The 20,428-nt window shown below is 58.9% G+C and carries 18 protein-coding genes and 1 pseudogene; 7 read left to right on the plus strand and 12 right to left on the minus strand.

The window, feature by feature from the left end:
• Positions 1–20: 20 nt before the first annotated feature.
• The 4 genes from ACFO6X_RS07170 to ACFO6X_RS07185 form a co-directional block, all read right to left on the minus strand.
• Positions 21–998, minus strand: coding sequence for a beta-ketoacyl-ACP synthase III (locus ACFO6X_RS07170; RefSeq protein WP_382431495.1), 978 nt, complete (start codon positions 996–998; stop codon positions 21–23).
• A complete protein-coding gene (gene plsX / locus ACFO6X_RS07175) occupies positions 995–2,050 on the minus strand; it encodes a phosphate acyltransferase PlsX (protein ID WP_382431497.1) in 1,056 nt (351 codons plus the stop codon). The genes ACFO6X_RS07170 and plsX overlap by 4 nt, the downstream gene beginning before the upstream one ends.
• Before the next feature lie 121 nt (positions 2,051–2,171).
• A complete protein-coding gene (gene rpmF, locus ACFO6X_RS07180) occupies positions 2,172–2,354 on the minus strand; it encodes a 50S ribosomal protein L32 (protein ID WP_382431499.1) in 183 nt (60 codons plus the stop codon).
• 102 nt (positions 2,355–2,456) lie between these two features.
• The gene (locus ACFO6X_RS07185) at positions 2,457–3,011 is read right to left on the minus strand and encodes a YceD family protein (protein WP_382431501.1); all 555 of its coding nucleotides are present in this window, start codon (positions 3,009–3,011) and stop codon (positions 2,457–2,459) included.
• Positions 3,012–3,038: 27 nt separating this feature from the next.
• Between ACFO6X_RS07185 and ACFO6X_RS07190 the strand changes: the two genes are divergently transcribed.
• Entirely contained in the window at positions 3,039–3,638 is a 600-nt protein-coding gene (locus ACFO6X_RS07190; protein ID WP_382431503.1) for a Maf family nucleotide pyrophosphatase, read from the plus strand.
• Positions 3,635–4,429 carry an SAM-dependent methyltransferase gene (locus ACFO6X_RS07195; protein ID WP_382431505.1) on the plus strand — a complete coding sequence of 265 codons (795 nt, stop codon included), beginning with the start codon at positions 3,635–3,637 and terminating at the stop codon, positions 4,427–4,429. The genes ACFO6X_RS07190 and ACFO6X_RS07195 overlap by 4 nt, the downstream gene beginning before the upstream one ends.
• Positions 4,430–4,447: 18 nt before the next feature.
• Here the strand turns inward: ACFO6X_RS07195 and ACFO6X_RS07200 are convergent, their stop codons facing one another.
• Together ACFO6X_RS07200 and ACFO6X_RS07205 are read right to left on the minus strand one after the other, a co-directional pair.
• A complete protein-coding gene (locus ACFO6X_RS07200) occupies positions 4,448–5,323 on the minus strand; it encodes a ZIP family metal transporter (protein WP_382431507.1) in 876 nt (291 codons plus the stop codon).
• Positions 5,324–5,518: 195 nt separating this feature from the next.
• Positions 5,519–7,321 (minus strand): diguanylate cyclase, encoded by a 1,803-nt coding sequence (locus ACFO6X_RS07205; protein WP_382431509.1) that lies wholly within the window; start codon positions 7,319–7,321, stop codon positions 5,519–5,521.
• Positions 7,322–7,489: 168 nt separating this feature from the next.
• On the opposite strand from ACFO6X_RS07205, the gene ACFO6X_RS07210 reads away from it, so the two are divergent.
• On the plus strand, positions 7,490–8,380 hold the full coding sequence (locus ACFO6X_RS07210) for an NAD-dependent epimerase/dehydratase family protein (RefSeq protein WP_382431511.1): 891 nt from the start codon (positions 7,490–7,492) through the stop codon (positions 8,378–8,380).
• 11 nt (positions 8,381–8,391) lie between these two features.
• On the opposite strand, the gene polA is transcribed toward ACFO6X_RS07210, so the two are convergent.
• Positions 8,392–11,259, minus strand: coding sequence for a DNA polymerase I (polA, locus tag ACFO6X_RS07215; RefSeq protein ID WP_382431513.1), 2,868 nt, complete (start codon positions 11,257–11,259; stop codon positions 8,392–8,394).
• A gap of 57 nt (positions 11,260–11,316) precedes the next feature.
• On the opposite strand from polA, the gene ACFO6X_RS07220 reads away from it, so the two are divergent.
• The 3 genes from ACFO6X_RS07220 to ACFO6X_RS07230 all read left to right on the plus strand — a co-directional run bounded on the left by ACFO6X_RS07220 (position 11,317) and on the right by ACFO6X_RS07230 (position 13,549).
• Positions 11,317–11,670, plus strand: coding sequence for a hypothetical protein (locus tag ACFO6X_RS07220; RefSeq protein ID WP_382431515.1), 354 nt, complete (start codon positions 11,317–11,319; stop codon positions 11,668–11,670).
• Positions 11,671–11,756: 86 nt separating this feature from the next.
• Entirely contained in the window at positions 11,757–12,707 is a 951-nt protein-coding gene (locus ACFO6X_RS07225; RefSeq protein WP_382431517.1) for a homoserine kinase, read from the plus strand.
• Positions 12,708–12,721: 14 nt separating this feature from the next.
• On the plus strand, positions 12,722–13,549 hold the full coding sequence (locus tag ACFO6X_RS07230; protein ID WP_382431519.1) for a BPSS1780 family membrane protein: 828 nt from the start codon (positions 12,722–12,724) through the stop codon (positions 13,547–13,549).
• 55 nt (positions 13,550–13,604) lie between these two features.
• Here ACFO6X_RS07230 and ACFO6X_RS07235 read toward each other — a convergent pair whose 3' ends face one another.
• The 4 genes and pseudogenes from ACFO6X_RS07235 to ACFO6X_RS07250 all read right to left on the minus strand — a co-directional run bounded on the left by ACFO6X_RS07235 (position 13,605) and on the right by ACFO6X_RS07250 (position 18,924).
• Positions 13,605–15,776 (minus strand): PhoX family protein, encoded by a 2,172-nt coding sequence (locus ACFO6X_RS07235; protein WP_382431521.1) that lies wholly within the window; start codon positions 15,774–15,776, stop codon positions 13,605–13,607.
• A 208-nt stretch (positions 15,777–15,984) separates the two neighbouring features.
• Positions 15,985–16,622 (minus strand): annotated as a pseudogene (locus ACFO6X_RS07240) (mechanosensitive ion channel family protein).
• Between the two features lie 28 nt (positions 16,623–16,650).
• The gene (lysS, locus tag ACFO6X_RS07245) at positions 16,651–18,195 is read right to left on the minus strand and encodes a lysine--tRNA ligase (protein ID WP_382431523.1); all 1,545 of its coding nucleotides are present in this window, start codon (positions 18,193–18,195) and stop codon (positions 16,651–16,653) included.
• Between the two features lie 93 nt (positions 18,196–18,288).
• Positions 18,289–18,924, minus strand: coding sequence for an LON peptidase substrate-binding domain-containing protein (locus ACFO6X_RS07250; RefSeq protein WP_382431525.1), 636 nt, complete (start codon positions 18,922–18,924; stop codon positions 18,289–18,291).
• A 67-nt stretch (positions 18,925–18,991) separates the two neighbouring features.
• Here ACFO6X_RS07250 and ACFO6X_RS07255 point away from each other — a divergent pair, with 67 nt between their 5' ends.
• Positions 18,992–19,540 (plus strand): YggT family protein, encoded by a 549-nt coding sequence (locus ACFO6X_RS07255; RefSeq protein ID WP_382431527.1) that lies wholly within the window; start codon positions 18,992–18,994, stop codon positions 19,538–19,540.
• A gap of 7 nt (positions 19,541–19,547) precedes the next feature.
• On the opposite strand, the gene accD is transcribed toward ACFO6X_RS07255, so the two are convergent.
• Positions 19,548–20,420 (minus strand): acetyl-CoA carboxylase, carboxyltransferase subunit beta, encoded by an 873-nt coding sequence (gene accD, locus ACFO6X_RS07260; RefSeq protein WP_382431529.1) that lies wholly within the window; start codon positions 20,418–20,420, stop codon positions 19,548–19,550.
• Between the last annotated feature and the right edge of the window lie 8 nt (positions 20,421–20,428).

The following is a 20,428-nucleotide window of genomic DNA, read 5'->3' on the forward strand; positions in this document are numbered from 1 at the left end:
TTTTGTTTTTCTCAAGAAAATCAGAATTTCAGCAGCACTGCGCCCCAAGTAAAGCCACCGCCTACGCCTTCGAGCAGCAGGGTTTGGCCTTTTTGTACCTGACCCGCGCGCACGGCATGGTCTAGCGCCAGCGGAATCGAGGCGGCTGAGGTGTTGCCGTGCTCTTGCACCGTGACCACCACCTTGTCCATGCCCATCTTGAGTTTGCGCGCTGTGCTTTGCATGATGCGGATATTGGCTTGGTGTGGAATCAGCCAATCGATATCGGCTTCGGTCAGGCCCGCTTTGTTCAGGGTGGCACGGGCAGCACCTTCGAGCAAACCCACCGCCAGTTTGAACACTGCTTGGCCGTCCATTGTCAGCAGAGGCAGGCCGGTGACTTGGCCGCCAGAGACATGGCCGGGCACGCACAAAATATCCACATGCTTGCCATCGGCATGGATGTCGGTAGACAAAATGCCCGGCTCATCGGAGGCTTCTAGCACCACTGCTCCGGCGCCATCGCCAAACAGCACGCAGGTGGTGCGGTCTTGGAAGTTGAGCAAGCGGCTGAAAATTTCAGACCCGACCACCAGCGCCCGCGTGGCGGTGCCCGCACGGATCATGGCATCGGCCACCGTCAGGGCATAAATAAAGCCGCTGCACACAGCCTGCACATCAAAGGCAGGGCAGCCGTGCGCGCCCAGTTTGTGTTGCAGGATGCTGGCGGTGGACGGAAACACCATATCGGGCGTGGAGGTGGCCACGATGATCAGGTCGATGTCTTGGGCTTGCAGTCCGGCCGCCTGCAAGGCTTGGCGCGCCGCTTCGAGCCCCAGATCGCTGCTGACGACATCGGCCTCGGCAAAGTGGCGCGCCCGAATGCCGGTGCGCTCAACAATCCATTCATCCGAGGTCTCTACGCCACGGGCAGCCAAATCGGCCACCAAGTCGGCGTTGGTCACGCGGCGCGGGGGCAGATAGCTGCCCGTGCCGATAATGCGGGAGTAGGGTTTCATGGCTGAGACGCTGGCGTGGGTGTGCGTTCGACAGAAGGAGCTACCGGCAGCAAAAAGGGCGCTGCGCTGGCAATACGGTGGCGCACCCGATCCAGCAAGTTGTTGCGGGCCGCATCATACGCCCGGTTCAAGGCCTGCCCAAAGGCCACCTCGTCGGCCGAGCCGTGGCTTTTGAACACCAAGCCGCGCAGGCCCAGCAGGGCTGCACCGTTGTAGCGGCGGTGGTCTAGGCGCTTTTTGAAGGCCGACAACACCGGGTAAGCCATTAAAGCGGCCAACTTGTTCCAAGGGTTGCGGGAGAATTCTTGCTTGAGAAAGCCACTGACCATACTGGCCAGCCCTTCACTCGTTTTGAGGGCCACATTACCAACAAAGCCATCGCACACCACGATATCGGTAGTGCCTTTGAAAATGTCATTGCCCTCGACATTGCCCACAAAATGGATGCTGCCTGCATCACCGGCATGGCGCAGCAATTCACCGGCTTTTTTAATCACTTCGCTGCCTTTGATGGCCTCGGAACCAATGTTGAGCAGCCCAACGCTGGGTTGCTCTTGGCCTTTGAGTACCGTGTCGAGCGCCGAACCCATGATGGCAAATTGCAGCAGGTGCAACTCGGTGCAATCCACATTCGCGCCCAAGTCCAGCACGGTGGTAGAGCCACCCAAAGCATTGGGGATTTGGCCCGCAATGGCAGGGCGGTCAATGCCATCGAGGGTTTTGAGGATGTAGCGGGCAATCGCCATCAGTGCGCCGGTATTGCCTGCCGACACTGCCGCAGCCGCTGTACCTTCTTTGACCTGCTGAATGGCGACGCGCATGGAGGAGTCTTTTTTGCGCCGCAGCGCGATCTCTACCGGGTCTTCCATCGTCACCACTTCACTGACATGGATGGCTTGGGCACGCTCGTGAGTAAAGCTTTGCAAAGCTTCGGGCAAGCCTACCAATAACAGGCGGGCGTCAGGGTGCTCGTCCAAAAACCGGCGGCACGCCGCCAAAGTGACGCGGGGGCCGTGGTCGCCCCCCATGCAATCGACAGCCAGAGTAATCATCGGAACAAGTGTGCAGCTGTATATGCAGCCGGTTCAAGAGAGAAAGCAGCGGGAAAAGCAAAGGCCCGTGCTACAAAAAAAGTAGCCACGGGCCTTTGGAAGTGCGAACGTCTGGATGCGATCAGGCAGCAGATTTGTTCTTCAGCACTTGGCGGCCACGGTAAAAACCGTTGGGGCTGATGTGGTGGCGCAGATGGATTTCGCCGGTGGTGGTTTCGACAGCAATGCCGGGCACATTCAGGGCATTGTGCGAACGGTGCATACCGCGCTTGGAGGGGGATTTTTTGTTCTGTTGGACAGCCATGATGGGCTCCTGGTCTTAAAAAGGGGGTTGGTAAAAACGCGATCAGCCCATTCAAAAGACACGAGGTGGGATTCGCGCGAAGCCTGAGATTATAGCAAACGCTCAATCTTTGGATTTTCCTACCCGCAGGCTGGCCAGCGCGGCAAAGGGATTGGGCTTTTCTGCATTGGCGGCCTCAAAGTCTTCGCTGCTGGAGGCCAGCGTGACCGATTCAGGGCATTCGTCGTGGCGTGGCACTACAGGCAAGGCCATCAGCAACTCATCTTCGATCAGGGTATGCAGGTCAAAGTCGGGGCTGAGGGCCAACAAGTCTTCTTCAAAATCTTCGTCCAGTGCTTCGGCTGTGGCTTCGTCGGGCACAAAGCGAAAGGATCGCTCCACCCACAGTGGCATATCCACTGGCCCTAAGCACCGCTGGCATTGCATTGGAAAGGTGGCTTCTACGCGCAAATGCAGCCAAGGCTGGTGTCCGTTACCACCGTCGGAGCGCATTTCGGCATCGGCTTGCCAATCCACACGCAGGTCGGGGTGCAGTAACCCATGGGCTTCTTCAGCCAAGCGGGGGTATTTGAGCAGGGCTTCGTGTTGGGCCAAGTGCCCGCCTGCCTGTGCAAAAGCCTTGATGTCCAGTTTCTCGGGGTGGAAGGTCTTGGTCATGGAGCGCAGTGTAAGAGAATCGCCGCCATGCAAGCATCTTTTTCCCCACAACGCCCACTGGTGCTGGGTTCCACCTCGCGTTATCGGCGCGAACTGTTGCAACGTTTGCGTTTGCCCTTTGAGGTGGCGGCACCGGATGTAGACGAAACCCCACAACCGGGCGAAGCCCCGCAGGCGCTGGCGTTGCGCTTGGCTTTAGCCAAAGCCCATGCTGTGGCCGCGCAATACCCCGAAGCCGTGGTGATTGGCTCCGATCAAGTGGCCGATTTGGCAGGTCATGCGCTGGGCAAACCGGGCAACCACGAACGCGCCGTCACCCAACTGGGCATGATGAGCGGCCACACCGTGATTTTCCAGACAGCCGTGGCGGTGGTTTGCCATGCCACAGGCTTTGAACAGTTGGAGCTGGCCCCGGTGGAGGTGCGTTTTCGTACCTTGGCCGATGACGAGATTGAACGCTATTTGCGCGCTGAACAGCCTTACGATTGCGCTGGCAGTGCCAAAAGCGAGGGTTTGGGCATCAGCCTGCTAGAGGCCATTGTGAGCGATGATCCCACCGCCCTGATTGGCCTGCCCTTGATTCGCACCTGTCGCCTGTTGCGTGCTGCTGGGCTGGTGTTGCCATGAGTGTGCCTTCTGACGCATCCACCGGGCGCGGCACTTTGTATTTGGTGCCTGCACCGCTGGATTTTGGCTGTGCCAGCCAAACGCCACTGCAAGACAGCTTGCCTGCGGCCACACTGACTGTGGCTGCCCGATTGACGCACTGGGTGTGTGAAAACGCCAAGAGCACCCGTGCCTACCTGAAGCGTGTGGAGGCGCTGTACCCGCTGGCCCAACCGCTGCAAGCACAACAGATCACTGAGCTACCGCGCGAAGCGCACAAAAAAGGCGATCATGGTGGCAAGGGAGGGGCTGTGTTTGATGCCCGGCCCTTGCTGGCCCCGGCGTTGGCCGGGCACGACATAGGGTTGGTGAGTGAAGCCGGTATGCCCGCCGTGGCCGACCCCGGCAGCTCGGTGGTGCGCGCTGCGCACGATATGGGGCTGAATGTGGTGCCGCTGGTGGGGCCAGTATCGCTGTTGCTGGCGCTGGCCGCCAGCGGTTTGAATGGACAGAACTTTGCCTTTGTGGGCTACCTGCCGCAAGAGGCCGCCGAACGCGCACAGCGCATCCGGGCGTTGGAGTCTTTGGCCTTGCAAAGTGGCCAGACGCAACTGTTTATTGAAACCCCCTACCGCAATGCGGCGCTGTTACAAGCCCTGCTCCAAACCTTGCAGCCGCACACCCGATTGGCACTGGCCAGTGGCCTGACCTTGGCACAAGCCCGTATCCAAAGCATGGCGGTGCGCCAATGGCGCCAACAGCCCCACCCTCCTGACAAGCACACCCCAGTGGTGTTTGCATTGGGGCGCTGACGCCGCTCAATCTGGCCTTCAGTGGCTGTGGGCCATGCTGCTGAGCAACACTACCACGCCCATACCCAGCAGCAGCCACACAATCTGCGCTGCGGTCTCGCGGGCGCTCAGGCGTTTTTGCAGCTGTGGAATCAAGTCGGCCAGTGCCACATAAATAAAACTGCTGGAGGCCAACGCCAGAAAATAGGGCAGCCATTCTTGCAACTGTGCCACCAAAAAGTAGCCTACCAACCCGCCAATGGCGGTCACGGCCCCGGCCAGTGATACCTTGACCAGTGCCATGCGGCGGTTGGCACTGCTTTGGCGCAACACCACCAAATCGCCAATATGGTGTGGCACCTCATGGGCCAGCACCGATACGGCGGCAATCAGCCCTAAGCGCAAATCGGCCATAAAGGCCGAAGCAATCAGAACGCCATCGCCAAAGCAATGCACGCTGTCGCCCGTGATCAGCGTCCAGCCGCCCGTGCGCAACCCACCTGTGTGGGTATGGTGGTGGCCGTGGTGGTGATGATGATGGTGGTCGTGCGGGCCTGCGGCGTGTTCGTGTCGGGCGGCACTGTGTGCATGCACGGACTCGTGTGTGGCGGGCACCTCGTGGTTGTGTTCGTGGCCGTGGTGCCACAGTTCGGCCTTGTCTAGCAAAAAGAAGAACACCACCCCGACCAGCAAGACGGTAAACAGATCATGGGCACCGGCTTGGCTCTCAAAGGCCTCTGGCAGCAGGTGCATGAACGAAGTAGCCAACAATGCCCCTGCGGCCAGACTCAGCAGATACTGCGGCCCTAGGCTATCGCTGCGGCCACCAAAATGGGTGCGCAATAACAGTGCTGCAATCCAGACGCTGCCAATGCCTGTGACTAAAGTGGCAATGATGATGGTGAGCAAAACCATAGCGGAAACACTTTCTTTGCAGGGATAAGAACACCCCTGTCAATATCAAAAATAGATGGCTAAGCCAGCAAAAAAGCCGCCCGGCAAATGCTTGGCGGCTTGGGTGCAGAGCGGCTGCCGTAGTAGGGCTACGAACGACAATACCCCCACGGGTTTGGTGCCTGAAACCAGAGATTTTTGATCTTAGCAACCCCGTCAACCCCCTTGGTGGGGCCGGGCATCCAATGCCACCACCCGATTGCGGCCATTCGCCTTGGCTTGATAGAGCTGCGCATCGGCCAGCTTGACGGCCTCGGCGGCCACTGACAGGGCTGTAGGCACTACGGTGATTACTCCAAGGCTAACAGTCACATAGTGGGACACACAGGAGGCCTTGTGGGGGATGGCTTGTTGTTCGATACCAGAGCGTATGCGCTCGGCCAGCACGGTGGCTGCCTGCAATTCTGTTTCGGGCAAGATGATGGCGAGCTCTTCGCCGCCATAGCGAGCGGCCAGATTGGGGGTGCAATGGACAAGGCTGGTGAGCACAGCGGCAATTCGCCGCAGACAATCATCACCGCTGACATGTCCATAGGTGTCGTTGAACAACTTGAAGTAGTCCACATCCAAGATGATCAGCGATAACGGCAGGCCAGAATAGCGTAGACGGGCATACTCGCTCTCGAGCACTTCATCAAAGTGGCGCCGATTGGCCAGCCCCGTCAGGCCGTCAGTGATGCTGAGCAGCGCCATTTTGGTATTGGCCTGTTGGAGTTCTTTGGTGCGTTCTGCTACGCGATGCTCCAGTTGGGCGCGTTCTTGGGCCAGTGCCGTCAAGGCCCGACGCCGATCGCGTGCAATCTGTAGCAACAAGCCGATCAACACGGTCTCGGCGATGAGCAAGGTCACAATGCCAATGATCTGCCAGCGATAACTGTCCCACAACGAGAAGGGCTGGTGAATGATGTGTGCCCCAGCGGGCAAATCTGCGGGGCGTACACCAAATCGCTCCATGACCCGGTAATCAAAAATATCGCGGGTGGGCGTGGTCATGATGACTGGAATGTCATTGACCGATGTGCCGTCCAGCACACGCAATGCCAGGTCGGCGGCGGTTCGGCCCTGCTCTGGGCCGGTGATGATGTGGCCGCCAATCACGCCCTCTTTCAGGTGGAAATCCCAGAAGGTGTAGGCCGGAAAAGGACTGATGGCTGTGATCAGGCGGCCATTTTCTGCGGGCGTCAAGGCCCGGCCAGCGCCTTGGTCGGTTGCTTGACCACTCAAAAACAGCACGGTCTCTTTGGGTAGCCCCGCCAAGCGTTGGCGAATTTGTGCCACCGAGGCGTCTTTCATCACCACCACATCGAAGCGTTCACGCAATTTTGGAAACACCGACTCTTCTGCCACTTCGCCAATGCGTTTGCTGCTGGCCTCGCCCGTAGAGACGATAAAAGCCAGTGTGCGGGTTTGGGGATGGACTTTGAGCGCCATTGCCACTGTATCTTCGATGGCAATTTCTTCGTTGATGCCGGTGATATCGCTGATGTGTTGGATCACATCGGGCCGAAAATTGTTGTAGCCACAAAATACGATGGGCAATTCTGCAAACAGCCGGGTGCGGTGCTGGATTACAAAGTCAAAGGCGGCATTGTCTGAGACGACAATCAGGCTGGGGCGGTAGTTGGTGTATTTGGCCTCCATCGCCTGTGCCAACGGCTCAGTTTGGGCACCATAAGGAAAACGGCGGCTGTCGAGGTATTCGATTGATAACTCGATCTTTTTGCCAGAGACGTTCAAGCGTTCTCTAAAGCCCTCTTCTATGCCATCGCTCCATGAATAGCCCGGATGGTAAGAATTGATAAAAAGAATGTGGGCATCGGCGGCCTCTGCGCTTTGCGCCTGTTGAGCACACAGAATGCACAGCATTGCCAAAACGGCCAGCCAACGCGCCAACCCCAACGCCACAATGCCGCAAAATCGACGCTGGCGCAACGGTGTATCAGTGAACAAATCTTGCATGGGGCACGCTAGCTGGCAGCCGGAATGACCGCAGTCACCCAAGCGCCTAGGTTTGGCAGACATCAGGGAACACGTCAGACCTATATGGCTTGGCCGAAAAGGGGACATCGGTTTAGATTGTGTCCGATTGTCCTGCAAAGACCATTCCACTCCATAGAAAGCTTCACTATGCGCATCCTTCTGACCGGATCGACAGGCTTTATCGGCCAGACCCTGCACGCTGCCCTGACCCAAGCTGGACACACCGTGTATGGCGGCATCTCACCGCGCCAATCCCCCCGCAATGCCTTGCAAGTACCGATGGATTTTGCCCACGACACGGTGCCCACCTTCTGGCTGCCGCGGCTCGAAGGCATAGATGCGGTGGTCAATGCGGTGGGGGTGCTGCGCGACAGCCGTACACGCCCGATTGCAGCGGTACACCGCGACACCCCCGTTGCGCTGTTTGAAGCTTGCGCCCAAGCCGGCGTGCAGCGGGTGGTGCAGATTTCGGCATTGGGCATTGATGGCAGTGCTACGCAATACGCCAGCACCAAGCGCGCGGCAGAAGATCGGTTGTGGGCGTTGGCAGCACAGCACAAGTTGCAACCCACCATTTTGCGCCCCAGCGTGGTGTTTGGCCGGGGTGGCGATAGCAGCGCCCTCTTCATGAATTTGGCTCGGTTGCCAGCAGTGTTGTTGCCGGGGCCGGTGCTGGATGCGCGCGTGCAGCCCGTATCGGTACACGATCTGGCTGCTGCCGTTGTGGCTTTGCTGGGTGCGGCGCCACAAACAGCGGGCATGGTTGAATGTGTTGGCCCCGAATCCTTGACGATGGGACAGTTTATTGCCAGTTTGCGCCAGCAACTGGGCTATGGCCCAGCTTGGGTGTTGCGTATGCCCCCTTGGCTTACCCGTGTGAGCGCCCGTTTGGGGGATGCGGTGCCCGCCTCTCCTTGGTGCAGCGAAACCTTGGCGATGCTGGGCACTGACAATGTGGGCAATCCGGCAGATTTGGCCGATCTGTTGGGCCGCACGGCCACCCATTACCGCCAATTGGTGGCCGCTGCTTGGCGTTGAGGTGGCTGCCCTCAGTGGGCTTGCTCCCAGTTGGGCCCTACACCGATTTCGGCCAGCAAGGGCACGCGCAGGCTGGCGACACCCGCCATCAGGCGGGGTACCTGCTGGCGCAGCCAGTCCACTTCGGTTTCAGGCAGCTCGAACACCAATTCATCGTGTACCTGCATGATCATTTGGATGGCGGGCTTTTGCGCTTCTAGTGCTTTTTGTACTGCCACCATGGCCATTTTGATCAAATCTGCCGCTGTGCCTTGCATGGGCGCATTGATGGCGGCGCGCTCGGCGGCGGCGCGGCGTGGGCCGTTGGGGGAGTTGATTTCGGGCAGCATCAGGCGTCGGCCAAACACGGTTTCTACATAGCCCATTGCCTTGGCTTGGGCTTTGGTGTCGTCCATGTACTGCTTGACGCCGGGGTAACGCTCAAAATACCGCTGAATGTAGTTTTTGGCAGCTGTTTGGTCTATGCCCAAATTGCGGGCCAGCCCAAAGCTGCTCATGCCATAAATCAGGCCGAAGTTAATCACTTTGGCGTAGCGGCGTTGCTCCTGCGTGACTTCATGCACGCTGACGCCAAATACCTCTGCAGCGGTGGCCCGGTGTACATCCAAACCGTGCTGAAAGGCGTGCAGCAGTGCGTGGTCGCCACTCAGGTGCGCCATGATGCGCAGTTCAATCTGGCTGTAGTCGGCACTGGCAATGACGCAGCCGGGGGCCGCAATAAAGGCCTCGCGCACACGCCGCCCTTCGGGGGTGCGGATTGGGATGTTTTGTAGATTGGGCTCATTGCTCGATAAGCGCCCGGTCACGGCCACGGCTTGGGCGTAATGGGTATGCACGCGCCCCGTGCGCGGGTGTGCCATGCCTGCCAGCTTGTCGGTGTAGGTGCCTTTGAGCTTGCTCAAGGAGCGATGCTCCAAAATTTTGGCAGGCAGCGGGTAGTCTAGCGCCAGCTTTTCTAGCACCTCTTCGTCGGTGCTGCGTGCCCCAGTGGCGGTCTTTTTTACCACCGGCATCTCTAGTTTGTCGAAAAAGATCTCGCCCAACTGTTTGGGACTGCTCAGGTTGAATGGTTGCCCAGCCAGCACATACGCTTCTTGTTCCAAGGCCACAATGCGTTCGCCCAGTTGTTGGCTTTGCTGTGCCAACAGCGGTGCATCAATCTGCACGCCGTGGCGTTCCATCTGGAAGAGCACCTCGCTGCTGGCGATTTCTAATTCGTAAATGGTGCGCAGCTTGTCATGGGCGGCCAGCAGTGGCCACAGTGCTTGGTGGACGTCCAGCGTGTGGTCAGCGTCTTCGCAGGCATAAGCGGCGGCTTGGTCCACGGCGACCAGTGCAAACGGAATTTGATGCACGCCCTTGCCGCACAGGTCTTCGTAGCTGATGCCGCTGCGCCCCAAGTGGCGCTCGGCCAAGCTGCTCAGGTTGTGCGGCTTGTGCACCTCCAGCACATAGCTTTGCAGCATGGTGTCGTGTTGGTAGCCACGTACCTCAATGCCGTAGTTGGCCAGCACATGGCGGTCGTATTTGATGTGCTGGCCCAGTTTGGCATGGCGGGCATCTTCCAGCCACGGGCGCAGGCGCTCCAATACGTCGAGCAATGGCAACTGCGTTGGAGCCTCTGGGCCCGTGTGGGCCAACGGTATATAGGCAGCCTCGCCCGGCTGCACGCTCAGGCTGATGCCCACCAGTTCGGCACGCATGGCGTCCAGTGCGGTGGTTTCGGTGTCAAGGGCTACCAGCTCTGCTGCCTGCACTTTGGTCAGCCAACGCTCAAACGTAGCCCAATCCACAATGGTGTCATATACCAAGGTGCGGTGCTCTACTGCCTGTGCCAACTCTGTGGCATTGGGGAGGGCAAACAGATCCCCTTCTGCCCCAGAAGATGGGGTGTTCTGAGTGGGCAGCATGGGAGGGGGATCGGCAAACAGGTCGCCACTCTCACCCCGTGCCCATACTGCCGCCTTGGCCGGTGGTGTGGGCGCAGGGGCTGCTGCCGGTGTCAGCGCCCGCGCCAATCCCTTGAACCCATAGTGCTGGTAAAAATCGTACAAAGCTTGGGTTTGGGGTTCACCCATTGCCAAGGCATTCAGTGCGGGCAGACCGGGCACCCAGTCGCCCAGATCGCAATCGGTTTTGATGGTGACCAACTGGCGGCCTGTGGGCAGCCAGCCCAAGCTGGCGCGCAGGTTCTGCCCCACTACGCCTTTGATCTGGTCGGCTTGTGCAATGAGTGCCTCCAGTGAACCATATTCCTGCAACCATTTGGCAGCCGTCTTTGGCCCCACCTTGGGCACGCCGGGCACATTGTCTATGGTGTCGCCCACCAGGGTCTGAAAATCTACCATCAGCGCCGGGGGCACGCCAAATTCTGCCGTCACACCAGCCACATCGCGGCGCTTGCCGTTCATGGTGTCGATGATGGTGACATGCTGATTGACCAACTGGCTCAGGTCTTTATCACCACTGGAAACAATCACATCTATGCCTTGATGCGCCGCTGTATGGGCCAAGGTGCCAATCACATCATCGGCCTCCACGCCCGGCACAGCCAGCACGTTCCAGCCCAGTTGGCGCACCACTTCGTGGATGGGTGCAATTTGTGCGCGCAAGTCGTCTTGCATCGGGCTGCGTGTGGCCTTGTAGGCAGGATAGATCGCATCACGAAAGGTGGGGCCGGGCGCATCAAAAATGCAGGCGGCATAATCGGCAGGATGTTCGCGGCGCAGCGCCTGCAACATGTTGATCATGCCCCGAATAGCCCCAGTTGCAGGGCTGTGAGGATCGCCCGGCACGGCGCGCAGGTCGGGCATGGCATGGTAGGCACGGTAAAGGTAGCTGGAACCATCCACCAGCACCAAGGTTTTAGGCTTGCTCATAGGGGCGATTGTGCATGGCACAGCCCCGCCTGTGCAGGGGCCGCCTACAATCGCGCCATGCGCGCTGTCACTCACCTTCTGCTGCTGGCCCTGATAGCCAGCCCGGCCTTGGCCCAAACTACCGATTCTCTGGGCCGCAAAGCGGTGTCCAACCCACGCGAGAGCTTGCCAGACGCCGAGTCTAAGGGCAGTCGTCTGGAACAACGCACCGAGCGCATCCATGTGGAAGATGGTGGTAGCCGTGTAGATGAATTGCGCATCGGCGGCCAAACGCAAAGCATCACCGTTCAGCCCAAAGTGGGTGACCTGCCTGCCTACGAAGTGCAGCCCTCTGACGGTGTGCGCAACCGCCCCCGCAATGGTGCCGAAACCAATACCGGCACCCGTGTCTGGAATCTCAAGCAGTTTTGATTTTTGCCCGTGCGTTGCCAAGCCCGTGTGGGTTGGGTTGCGCTGTGGCGTTTTTTTCTAGCCCATTTCCCCTAGTCTGTTGAGCGATGGCCGTATTTACCCAAGTCCCCCTGAAAGATGCGCGTACTCTGGTGCGCCGGTTGCAACTCGGAGAACTGCAAGCCCTGCGTGGCATTGAAGGCGGCATTGAGAACACCAATTACTTTCTCACCACCGACCAGGGCGAGTTTGTGCTCACGCTGTTTGAGCGTCTGACGGCTGAGCAGTTGCCGTTTTACCTGCACCTGATGAAGCATTTGGCCCATGCGGGCATCCCAGTGCCCGACCCACGGGCTGATAAGCATGGTGAGATCTTGCACACCGTCTGTGGCAAGCCCGCTGCACTGGTCAACCGCCTCAGCGGCAAGAGTGAACTGGCACCCCAACCCGTGCATTGTGCTGCTGTGGGCGACATGCTGGCACGAATGCATTTGGCTGGGCGCGACTACGAGCGCCAGCAACCCAATTTGCGTGGTCTACCGTGGTGGAACGAGACCGTGCCCGTGGTGCTGCCTTACCTTGCGCCCGAGCAGGCCGCTCTGTTGCAGTCTGAGCTGTCCTACCAAAACCATGTCGCTGCATCTTCGGCCTATACGGCTTTGCCGCGTGGCCCAGTGCATGCCGATCTGTTCCGTGATAACGTGATGTTCGATGGCGAGGCACTCACGGGCTTTTTTGACTTCTACTTTGCCGGGGTCGACACTTGGATGTTCGATTTGGCGGTGTGCCTGAACGACTGGTGTATTGACCAAAGCACTGGCAGCCATGATGCCGTGCGCGCTGGGGCCATGCTGCGTGCCTATCAGGCGGTGCGGCCCCTCACAGCAGCCGAGCGCGAGCTGCTCAATGCCATGCTGCGGGCAGGAGCTTTGCGTTTCTGGATTTCGCGCCTGTGGGATTTTCACCTGCCGCGTGAAGCCTCCCTGCTCAAGCCCCACGATCCCACCCATTTTGAGCGTGTGTTACGCCAGCGCATTGCCCAGCCCTTGGCGCTCTGATACCCTTTTCGCTTATGAAACTTCGCATCGTCCCTGCCACCACTGGCCTCACCTGGGTCAAGGGGGGGATCAGCGTATTCCGTCGCCAGCCGATGGCCATTGCCGCGTTGTTTTTCATGACGATGGCCTCCATGTCGTTGGCGTCCATCGTGCCCTTGATTGGTCCGGCGCTGGCATTGGGCCTATTGCCTTCGGCCACACTTGCCATGATGGTGGCTGCCGCCGAGGCGATGCAGGGGCGCTTTCCCACACCAGCGGTGCTGCTGGTGGCTTTTCGCACGGGGCGCCAGCATCTGCGCCACATGCTGGTGCTGGGTGGCATGTATGCCGTGGGCTTTTTGTTGGTGATGGCGTTGTCGGCGCTGGTCGATGGCGGCCTGTTTGCACGGGTCTATCTGGGTCATATTCCCATGACGGCAGAGCTGGCCAATAGCGATGATTTTCAACACGCCATGTGGTTAGCCATGCTGCTGTACCTGCCGTTATCGCTGCTGTTTTGGCATGCGCCAGGTTTGGTGCATTGGCATGGGGTACCACCAGTCAAGAGCCTATTTTTTAGCTTGGTGGCCTGTGGCCGCAACATCACAGCCTTTATCTGCTTTGGCTTGGGCTGGCTCGGCGCGTTTGCCCTGGGGGGGGTGTTGATGAGCTTGGTCGGCGCACTGCTGGCGGGGTTGGGCCTGTTTAGCCCCGGAGTGATGGCGGGCCTGATGGTGGCATTGGCCATGATCATGGCGGCCATGTTCTTTAGCTCCATTGTGTTCACGTTCCGTGATTGCTTTGAGCCGCCACAGGCTGCGGATGTCGATTTGCCAGATACCAAGCTCGATAGTACGTTTTAAAGTGCCAACAAAAAAGCCTACTGGTGTGAACCAGTAGGCTTTTGTCACTGACTGCTTAAAGACCGATAGCCCCACCATCGGTGCGCGTGACCACCACGGTGGCCGAGCGGGGGCGCTGGGTGGCTGCGGGGTTGGTCTGGCTGGCAGGCCAATGGCTGTTTAGCTGGCTCAGGCTGCCGTCCTCACCGGGGTGTTGCACATTGAAGAACAGTGTCTTGCCATCGGGGGTGAGGGCTACGCCAGTGATTTCGCAGTCTTTGGGGCCGACCAAAAAGCGGCGTAGATTGTCCGGCGAGGCGTTGGCTCCCTTGCGTGTGGCTGTGCCACCAGCGGCAGTGACCACACCGCCATCACCCACCTGACCGGGCACGGCGGCCAGCATCATGCAGTTGGTGACATCGGTGTATGCACCGTCATCGGTCTGAATCCACAGCAAGCCGCGTGGGTCAAAATACAGGCCGTCGGGGCTGGAGAAATCGTTCACCGCACTCAAGCCCGAGAGGTTGACATCACCCGCCGCATCGGCTTGGGCGGCAAACAGGTAAATATCCCACGCAAACGCCGTGGCTGCACTGCTGCCCCCATTTTCGCGCCAACGGATGATGTGACCGTTGGGGTTGCCCTTGTTGCTCTTGCTGCTGCCATCGTTGTTGGTGTAGCTGTCGCTGTAGTAGCGTGGATTGGCCGCATCGGGTTTGAGTTGGCTGCCAGTGGGGGTGGCGCTGGGGGCCACGCGGTTGCTGTTGTTGGTCAGGGTCATATACACCTCACCATTGCGCGGGTTGATAGCACCCCATTCAGGGCGATCCATCTTTGTGGCACCTACTTTGTCAGCGGCCAAGCGGGCATGAACCACCACATCACCCTGATCGGTAAAGGGGTAGGAGGTGTTGTTGGCATCCAGCCCGTTCTTGCCATAGCTCAATTCCAGCCACTGGCCGCTGCCATCGGCATTGAATTTGGCCACATACAGCGTGCCTTCATCCAAGTATTTGGCACCTATAGCCATGCCACCGTTGACGTCTTGTGGGTTCCACAGGGCTTTAGAGACAAACTTATAGATGTATTCGTTGCGCGCATCGTCGCCCATATAAATCACGATGGGCTGGCCGGCCACGGCAGGTGCGGGCCAAGCACCTTCATGGTTGAACCGACCCAACGCGCTGCGCTTGGCGGGGGTAGACTCGGGGTTAAAGGGGTCAATCTCTACCACCCAGCCAAAGGTGTTGGCTGTGTTGCGGTAGTCGTTTTGGGCGTTGGCCCCAGTGACGGAAGATGTCCAGCGAGCAAACAAATCATCGCTGCCAGCGGTGTCCCACAGGTAGGGGCTTTGGCGGTTTTCTGGCAGGCCGTAACGTTTCAGGGCCACCACTTCTTTGGCGCTGCGCTTGGCATCGTCGCCTGCAGCGCGGCTGACCACATTGAGCCAGTTTTCTTCACAGGTCAGGTAAGTGCCCCAAGGGGTGTAACCATTGGCACAGTTGTTGTTGGTGCCGCGGGTCTGGAGGCCATCGGGTGAAAACTTAGTGCGTACCAAAGCATGGCCTTGTACGGGGCCAGTGAATGCCATGTCGGTAGCCGAGGTGATGCGGCGGTTAAAGCGCGAGCCACGCACCATCGCCATGTCGTTGCCACTGCTGCGCTTGACCTCCACCACACTGACACCGTGGGCATAGATTTCTTTTTCTACTTCGGCAGGCAGGCGGGCAGCCCCCGCAGTCATGCCATTGGGATGTAAGGCGTAGGGGGCGACGACGTATTCGTGGTTCACGGCCAGCAAGCCACGGTCTGAGCGATCGGCATGGAACTTGCCGTCGTCTGACAGGCCAAAGTAATACATGCCATCGTGACCATCGCCAATACGGCGCAGGTAGGAGTCGGCGCTTTCACTGCCATCTCCCTTCCACGATTCTTCACCAAATTGCAGTGGGTCGCCCAGCGCGTGCAAGATGCTGACTTGGTAGCCCTCGGGCACTGTGACCCAGTCATTCTTGTTTTTGGCCACGGCGCTAAAGCCCAGTTGCAGTCCATCAGACGATGCGGCATCGTCGGAGCCACCACCACAGGCGCTCAGGCCCACACTGCCCAGCAAGGCGGCCGCCGTCACGCTCATCCCGCCTTTGAGTGCTTGGCGGCGACTCAGGCGTGCAGCGATCAGCGCGTCCATGTGCAGGTTGCTGGAAGGGTTGACGATTTCGTTGTCATCGTAGGTGCTGGGTACAGTCATGCAAGGCTCCAAAGGGCAATGGAATGCAAAAAGGAGCCATTCTTCAGACGCCGTATGGCAGCCGTATGACAGTCCAGACGGGGCTGTTCTGTCAGCACACACCAAGACCCCGGAGCAAGGCAGACGAGCACCTAGGGCGGCAAGAGACTGTGCATGCCCATGCTTTGCTGCTGGCGAGGGGCTGTGGTCGGTACAGCACCGGGTTGTGTTAGTGGGAGTTGGTTTTTTCTGGCGTCGCAGGCACTGTTGTTGCCGTGCTGGGATGGTCACCAGTGGTCTCTACCTCTTCGCTTTTCCAGCGGCGCAGTACCCGTTGGAAAATCAGGGCATTGGGAATTTGCAGCAAGGTGCCGGGTGCGGCACTGTCTTCCAGTGTGGTGTAGAGCAGATTGATGTCGATGACCCGGCCCTTGGCACCGGGTTTCTCGGCAGTGTCGAGCAGTTCAATGGTGTCGCCTAGACTGAACGGCCCCACAGTAAGAATCAACAGGGCGCAGAATAAATTGGAGAGTACGCTCCAAGCGGCAAAGAAGGCCACGGCGCCCACTGTGGCAAAGCCGGTAAAGGCTGTCCACAATACCGTAGCCGAAACCCCCAGGCGCTCCAGTACCAACAACAGTGCGCTGGACAGAATGGTCCAGCGCAATAGGCCGTTGATGGGCATCATCAGCTTCGGCGGCATTTGGTAGTGGGCGCCTGCCCGATCTACTACCCGCAGCACCAGCCGCTGCAAGGCCCAGGCCGCCAGCAGAATGAGCACAATTTGCGCCCGCCTGGAATGATGATTTCCAGCCAGTCTTGTACCCATTCGGGCAGTTGTGAGCGCCAGTTACGCCGAATGCTCATGCCACGGGGCCATTCACTCTGGGGTGCGTCAGAGTTCGCGGCGCAGCGCCGGGAACAGGATCACATCGCGGATGCTGGCACTGTCAGTCAGCAGCATCATCAGGCGGTCGATGCCAATACCGCAACCCCCGGCGGGGGGCATGCCGTATTCCAGCGCACGCACAAAGTCGTGGTCGTAATACATGGCCTCATCATCGCCCGCATGCTTGTTGGCCACTTGGCCATGAAAGCGTGCCGCTTGGTCTTCGGCATCATTGAGCTCGCTAAAGCCGTTGCCAAACTCGCGGCCCGTGATGTACAGCTCAAAACGCTCGGTCACTTCGGGGCGCTGGTCGTTGGCACGCGCCAAGGGGCTGATCTCGGTCGGGTGCTCCATGATGAAGGTGGGCTGCCAGAGCTTGTCTTCTACGGTTTCTTCAAAATACAGCACTTGCAAGCTGGCTAAGCTGCGCTGTGACAAGCGGTCTTTGGCTTCGCTCAGGCCCAGCTTTTGCAAGGCAGTGATGAGCCAAGCGGCATCGTCCACATTCTCACCGGCTTCGGTGTGCGCCAAAATGGCCTCGCGAATGGTCAGGCGCTGGAACGGCTGGCTCAGATCCACGCCACGGTCTTGGTACGACAACTCCAACGAGCCAACGGCCTTCATGGCCGCATCGCGCACCAGGGCTTCGGTAAAGTCCATCAAGTCGCGGTAGTTCCAGTAGGCCGCGTAGAACTCCATCATGGTGAACTCAGGGTTGTGGCGTACCGAGATACCCTCGTTGCGGAAGTTGCGGTTGATTTCAAACACCCGCTCAAAGCCACCCACCAATAGGCGCTTGAGGTACAACTCGGGCGCAATGCGCAGGTACATCTCTTGCTCTAGGGCATTGTGGTGCGTGACAAACGGCTTGGCATTGGCCCCACCGGGAATGGGGTGCAGCATGGGGGTTTCTACTTCCAGAAAGTCGTGCTGCACCATAAAGTCGCGGATACCGCTGACGGCCTTGCTGCGTGCAATAAAACGGCGGCGGGCCGATTCGTCGGTCATCAAATCGACATAGCGTTGGCGGTATTTGACTTCTTGGTCGTGAATGCCGTGGAACTTGTCGGGCATGGGACGCAGGCTCTTGGTGAGCAGACGCAGTTGCGTCACCTTGATCGACAACTCACCTGTCTTGGTTTTCATGAGTGTGCCTTCGGCACCCACAATATCGCCTAAGTCCCAGTGCTTGAAGGCCGCATAGAGGTCTTCGCCCAGTGCATCGCGCGTGACATACAACTGCACTCGGCCCCCGGTGCTGCCCAAAGAGCCGTCTTGCACGGTGGCAAAGCTGGCCTTGCCCATTACGCGCTTGAGCATCATGCGCCCAGCCACCGAGACCGTCACGGGTTGTGTTTCCAATGCCTCGGCGCTAGTGCCTGCGTACTCTTGCTGCAAGTGGGCGGCATGGTGGGCTGGCTTGAAGTCGTTTGGAAAGGCCACGCCTGCGCCGTTTTGCACGGATTCGCGCAAGGCGCGCAGTTTTTCGCGGCGCTCGGCCATGAGTTGGTTTTCGTCTTGGGAGGGGGAGGCGTGGAGATGGTCAGACATAAGTGCCGTCAGTGCGGGACGTAAAAAAGGGGCTGTTCACAGCCAAACGGTCGATTTTATGGGGTCAGGCATATACCAGGGGGCGACATAGCTTCAGGAGCCGACAATTCCAGTCTTCTCCAGCACATCACCCACCAATTCCAGTCGCAGCAAGGGGTTGTCCAAGGCCATCAACTGTTGGCGCAATGCCAAGGGCACAGGCAACAGCTCACACCAACGGTTAGCCACCCAGCCACAATCTTGCAATTGGGCCGCAGTGGGCACAGGCAAAGGATGGTTGGGATCGCGTTCGCGCAAAGAGTCGAGCACTTGCGCCAAGGCTTGGGCAATGCCTGCCAAATCGGCCGGGATTGCCACGAGTGGGTCTGCGGGTATTAAAGCCACATCGGCCACCCACAAACCGTGGGGCAGCAGTTGGTGCCCAGTGATATGAAAGCGTTGGCTGCCCTGTGCCTGCAGCTGGATCAGACCAGGTTGGGGTGAGGCCGCCTGCACGATGCGTGCCAGCGTTCCGACGGCATGGAATTGCTCTGGGCCTGCCCCAGCACGGCGCACCTCTTGGCCCTGCTGCAAGGCCACGACACCAAAAGGCGCCCCCGCCAGTTGGCATTTGCGCACCATATCCAAATAGCGCACTTCAAAGACCCGTAGCGCCAACGTACCGCTAGGAAACAACACCACTTGGAGTGGAAACAAGGGCAAAGAATGAAGGGTGAGAGGGGCAGGCATCACGGTGTTGAAAAAAGTTGTCGTTATCATCCTACTTACACCATGCGCTCCAAGATTTGCCACTCACATGCTTTACCAGATTGTTTCTTTCCTGCTTGATGTGGCCGCTGGCCTGCTTTGTGGTGCCTGCCTGCTGCGCCTGTACATGCAATGGCAGCGCATACCTTTTGGTAATCCGGTGGGGCAAATGGTGTTCGCCCTGAGCGATTGGCTGATTTTGCCTTTGCGCAAAGTTATTCCACCATTGGGCCGTATCGATACCGCTAGCTTGTTGGCGGCTGCATTGGTGGAGTTGCTGCAATACCTGCTGCTCTGGCTGTTGCTTGGGGCGGGGGCCGGATTGCTTTGGCTGCCGTGGTTGGCGCTATTTGGTTTGGTGCGTGTGGCACTGACGGGCATGACGGGCCTGATCATCATCCATGCGGTCATGTCTTGGGTGCAGACACGTTCGGTGTTGGCCGACGTGATTGACCGACTGAGCGAGCCGCTGCTGCGGCCCCTGCGTCGCCTGATGCCCTTGGTGGGGGGCGTGGACTTTGCTCCCCTGGTGTTGCTGGTGCTATTGCAAGTAGCGGTAATGGTGTTGGGCTACTTGCAAGCGGGTGTGTTGCGCTGAGTCAGATTCAGGCGACGGCGTCTGCTGGCAACCGCTGCAACATGGCCAGGCTGCTGGCAATGGTGGCACGCAGTTCGCGGCGGTCACAAATCAGGTCTACGGCACCTTTTTCTACCAAAAACTCGGCCCGCTGGAAGCCTTCGGGCAAAGTGACGCGCACAGTCGATTCAATGACACGCGGGCCGGCAAAGCCAATCAGGGCTTTGGGTTCGGCAATCACCAAATCCCCCACAAAGGCAAAACCAGCACTGACACCCCCCATGGTGGGATCGGTGAGCACACTGATATAAGGCAAGCCTTTCTTGGCTAGCCGGGTAAGGGCGGCATTGGTTTTGGCCATCTGCATCAAAGACAGCAGCCCTTCTTGCATTCGTGCCCCACCAGTAGCCGTAAAGCAGATGAACGGCACTTTTTGTTCAATCGCGGTTTCGACGCCGCGCACAAAACGCTCACCCACCACGCTGCCCATCGAGCCGCCCATAAACTCAAACTCAAAGCAGGCGACCACCACATTGATGCTTTGCACAGCGCCGCCAAACACCACCAAGGCATCTGTTTCGCCAGTGCTTTCTAGGGCTTCTTTCAGGCGCTCGGGGTATTTGCGGCTGTCTTTGAACTTGAGCGCATCTACGGGGATGACTTCTTGGCCGATTTCGTAGCGGCCTTCAGGATCTAGAAAGGCATCTAGTCGGGCACGGGCACCAATGCGGTGGTGGTGGCTGCACTGTGGGCAGACCCACTGGTTGTGCTCTAGGTCGTTTTTGTACAGTACGGCATCGCAACTGGGGCATTTGATCCACAGCCCTTCGGGCATCTGGCGGCGCTCAGTAGGGTTGGTGGGTTGGATGCGGGAGGGCAGGAGTTTTTCTAGCCAAGACATGGACTGCT

Origin of the sequence: Giesbergeria sinuosa (genome assembly GCF_042652905.1) — a bacterium.
In the GTDB taxonomy this organism is placed as follows: domain Bacteria; phylum Pseudomonadota; class Gammaproteobacteria; order Burkholderiales; family Burkholderiaceae_C; genus Simplicispira; species Simplicispira sinuosa.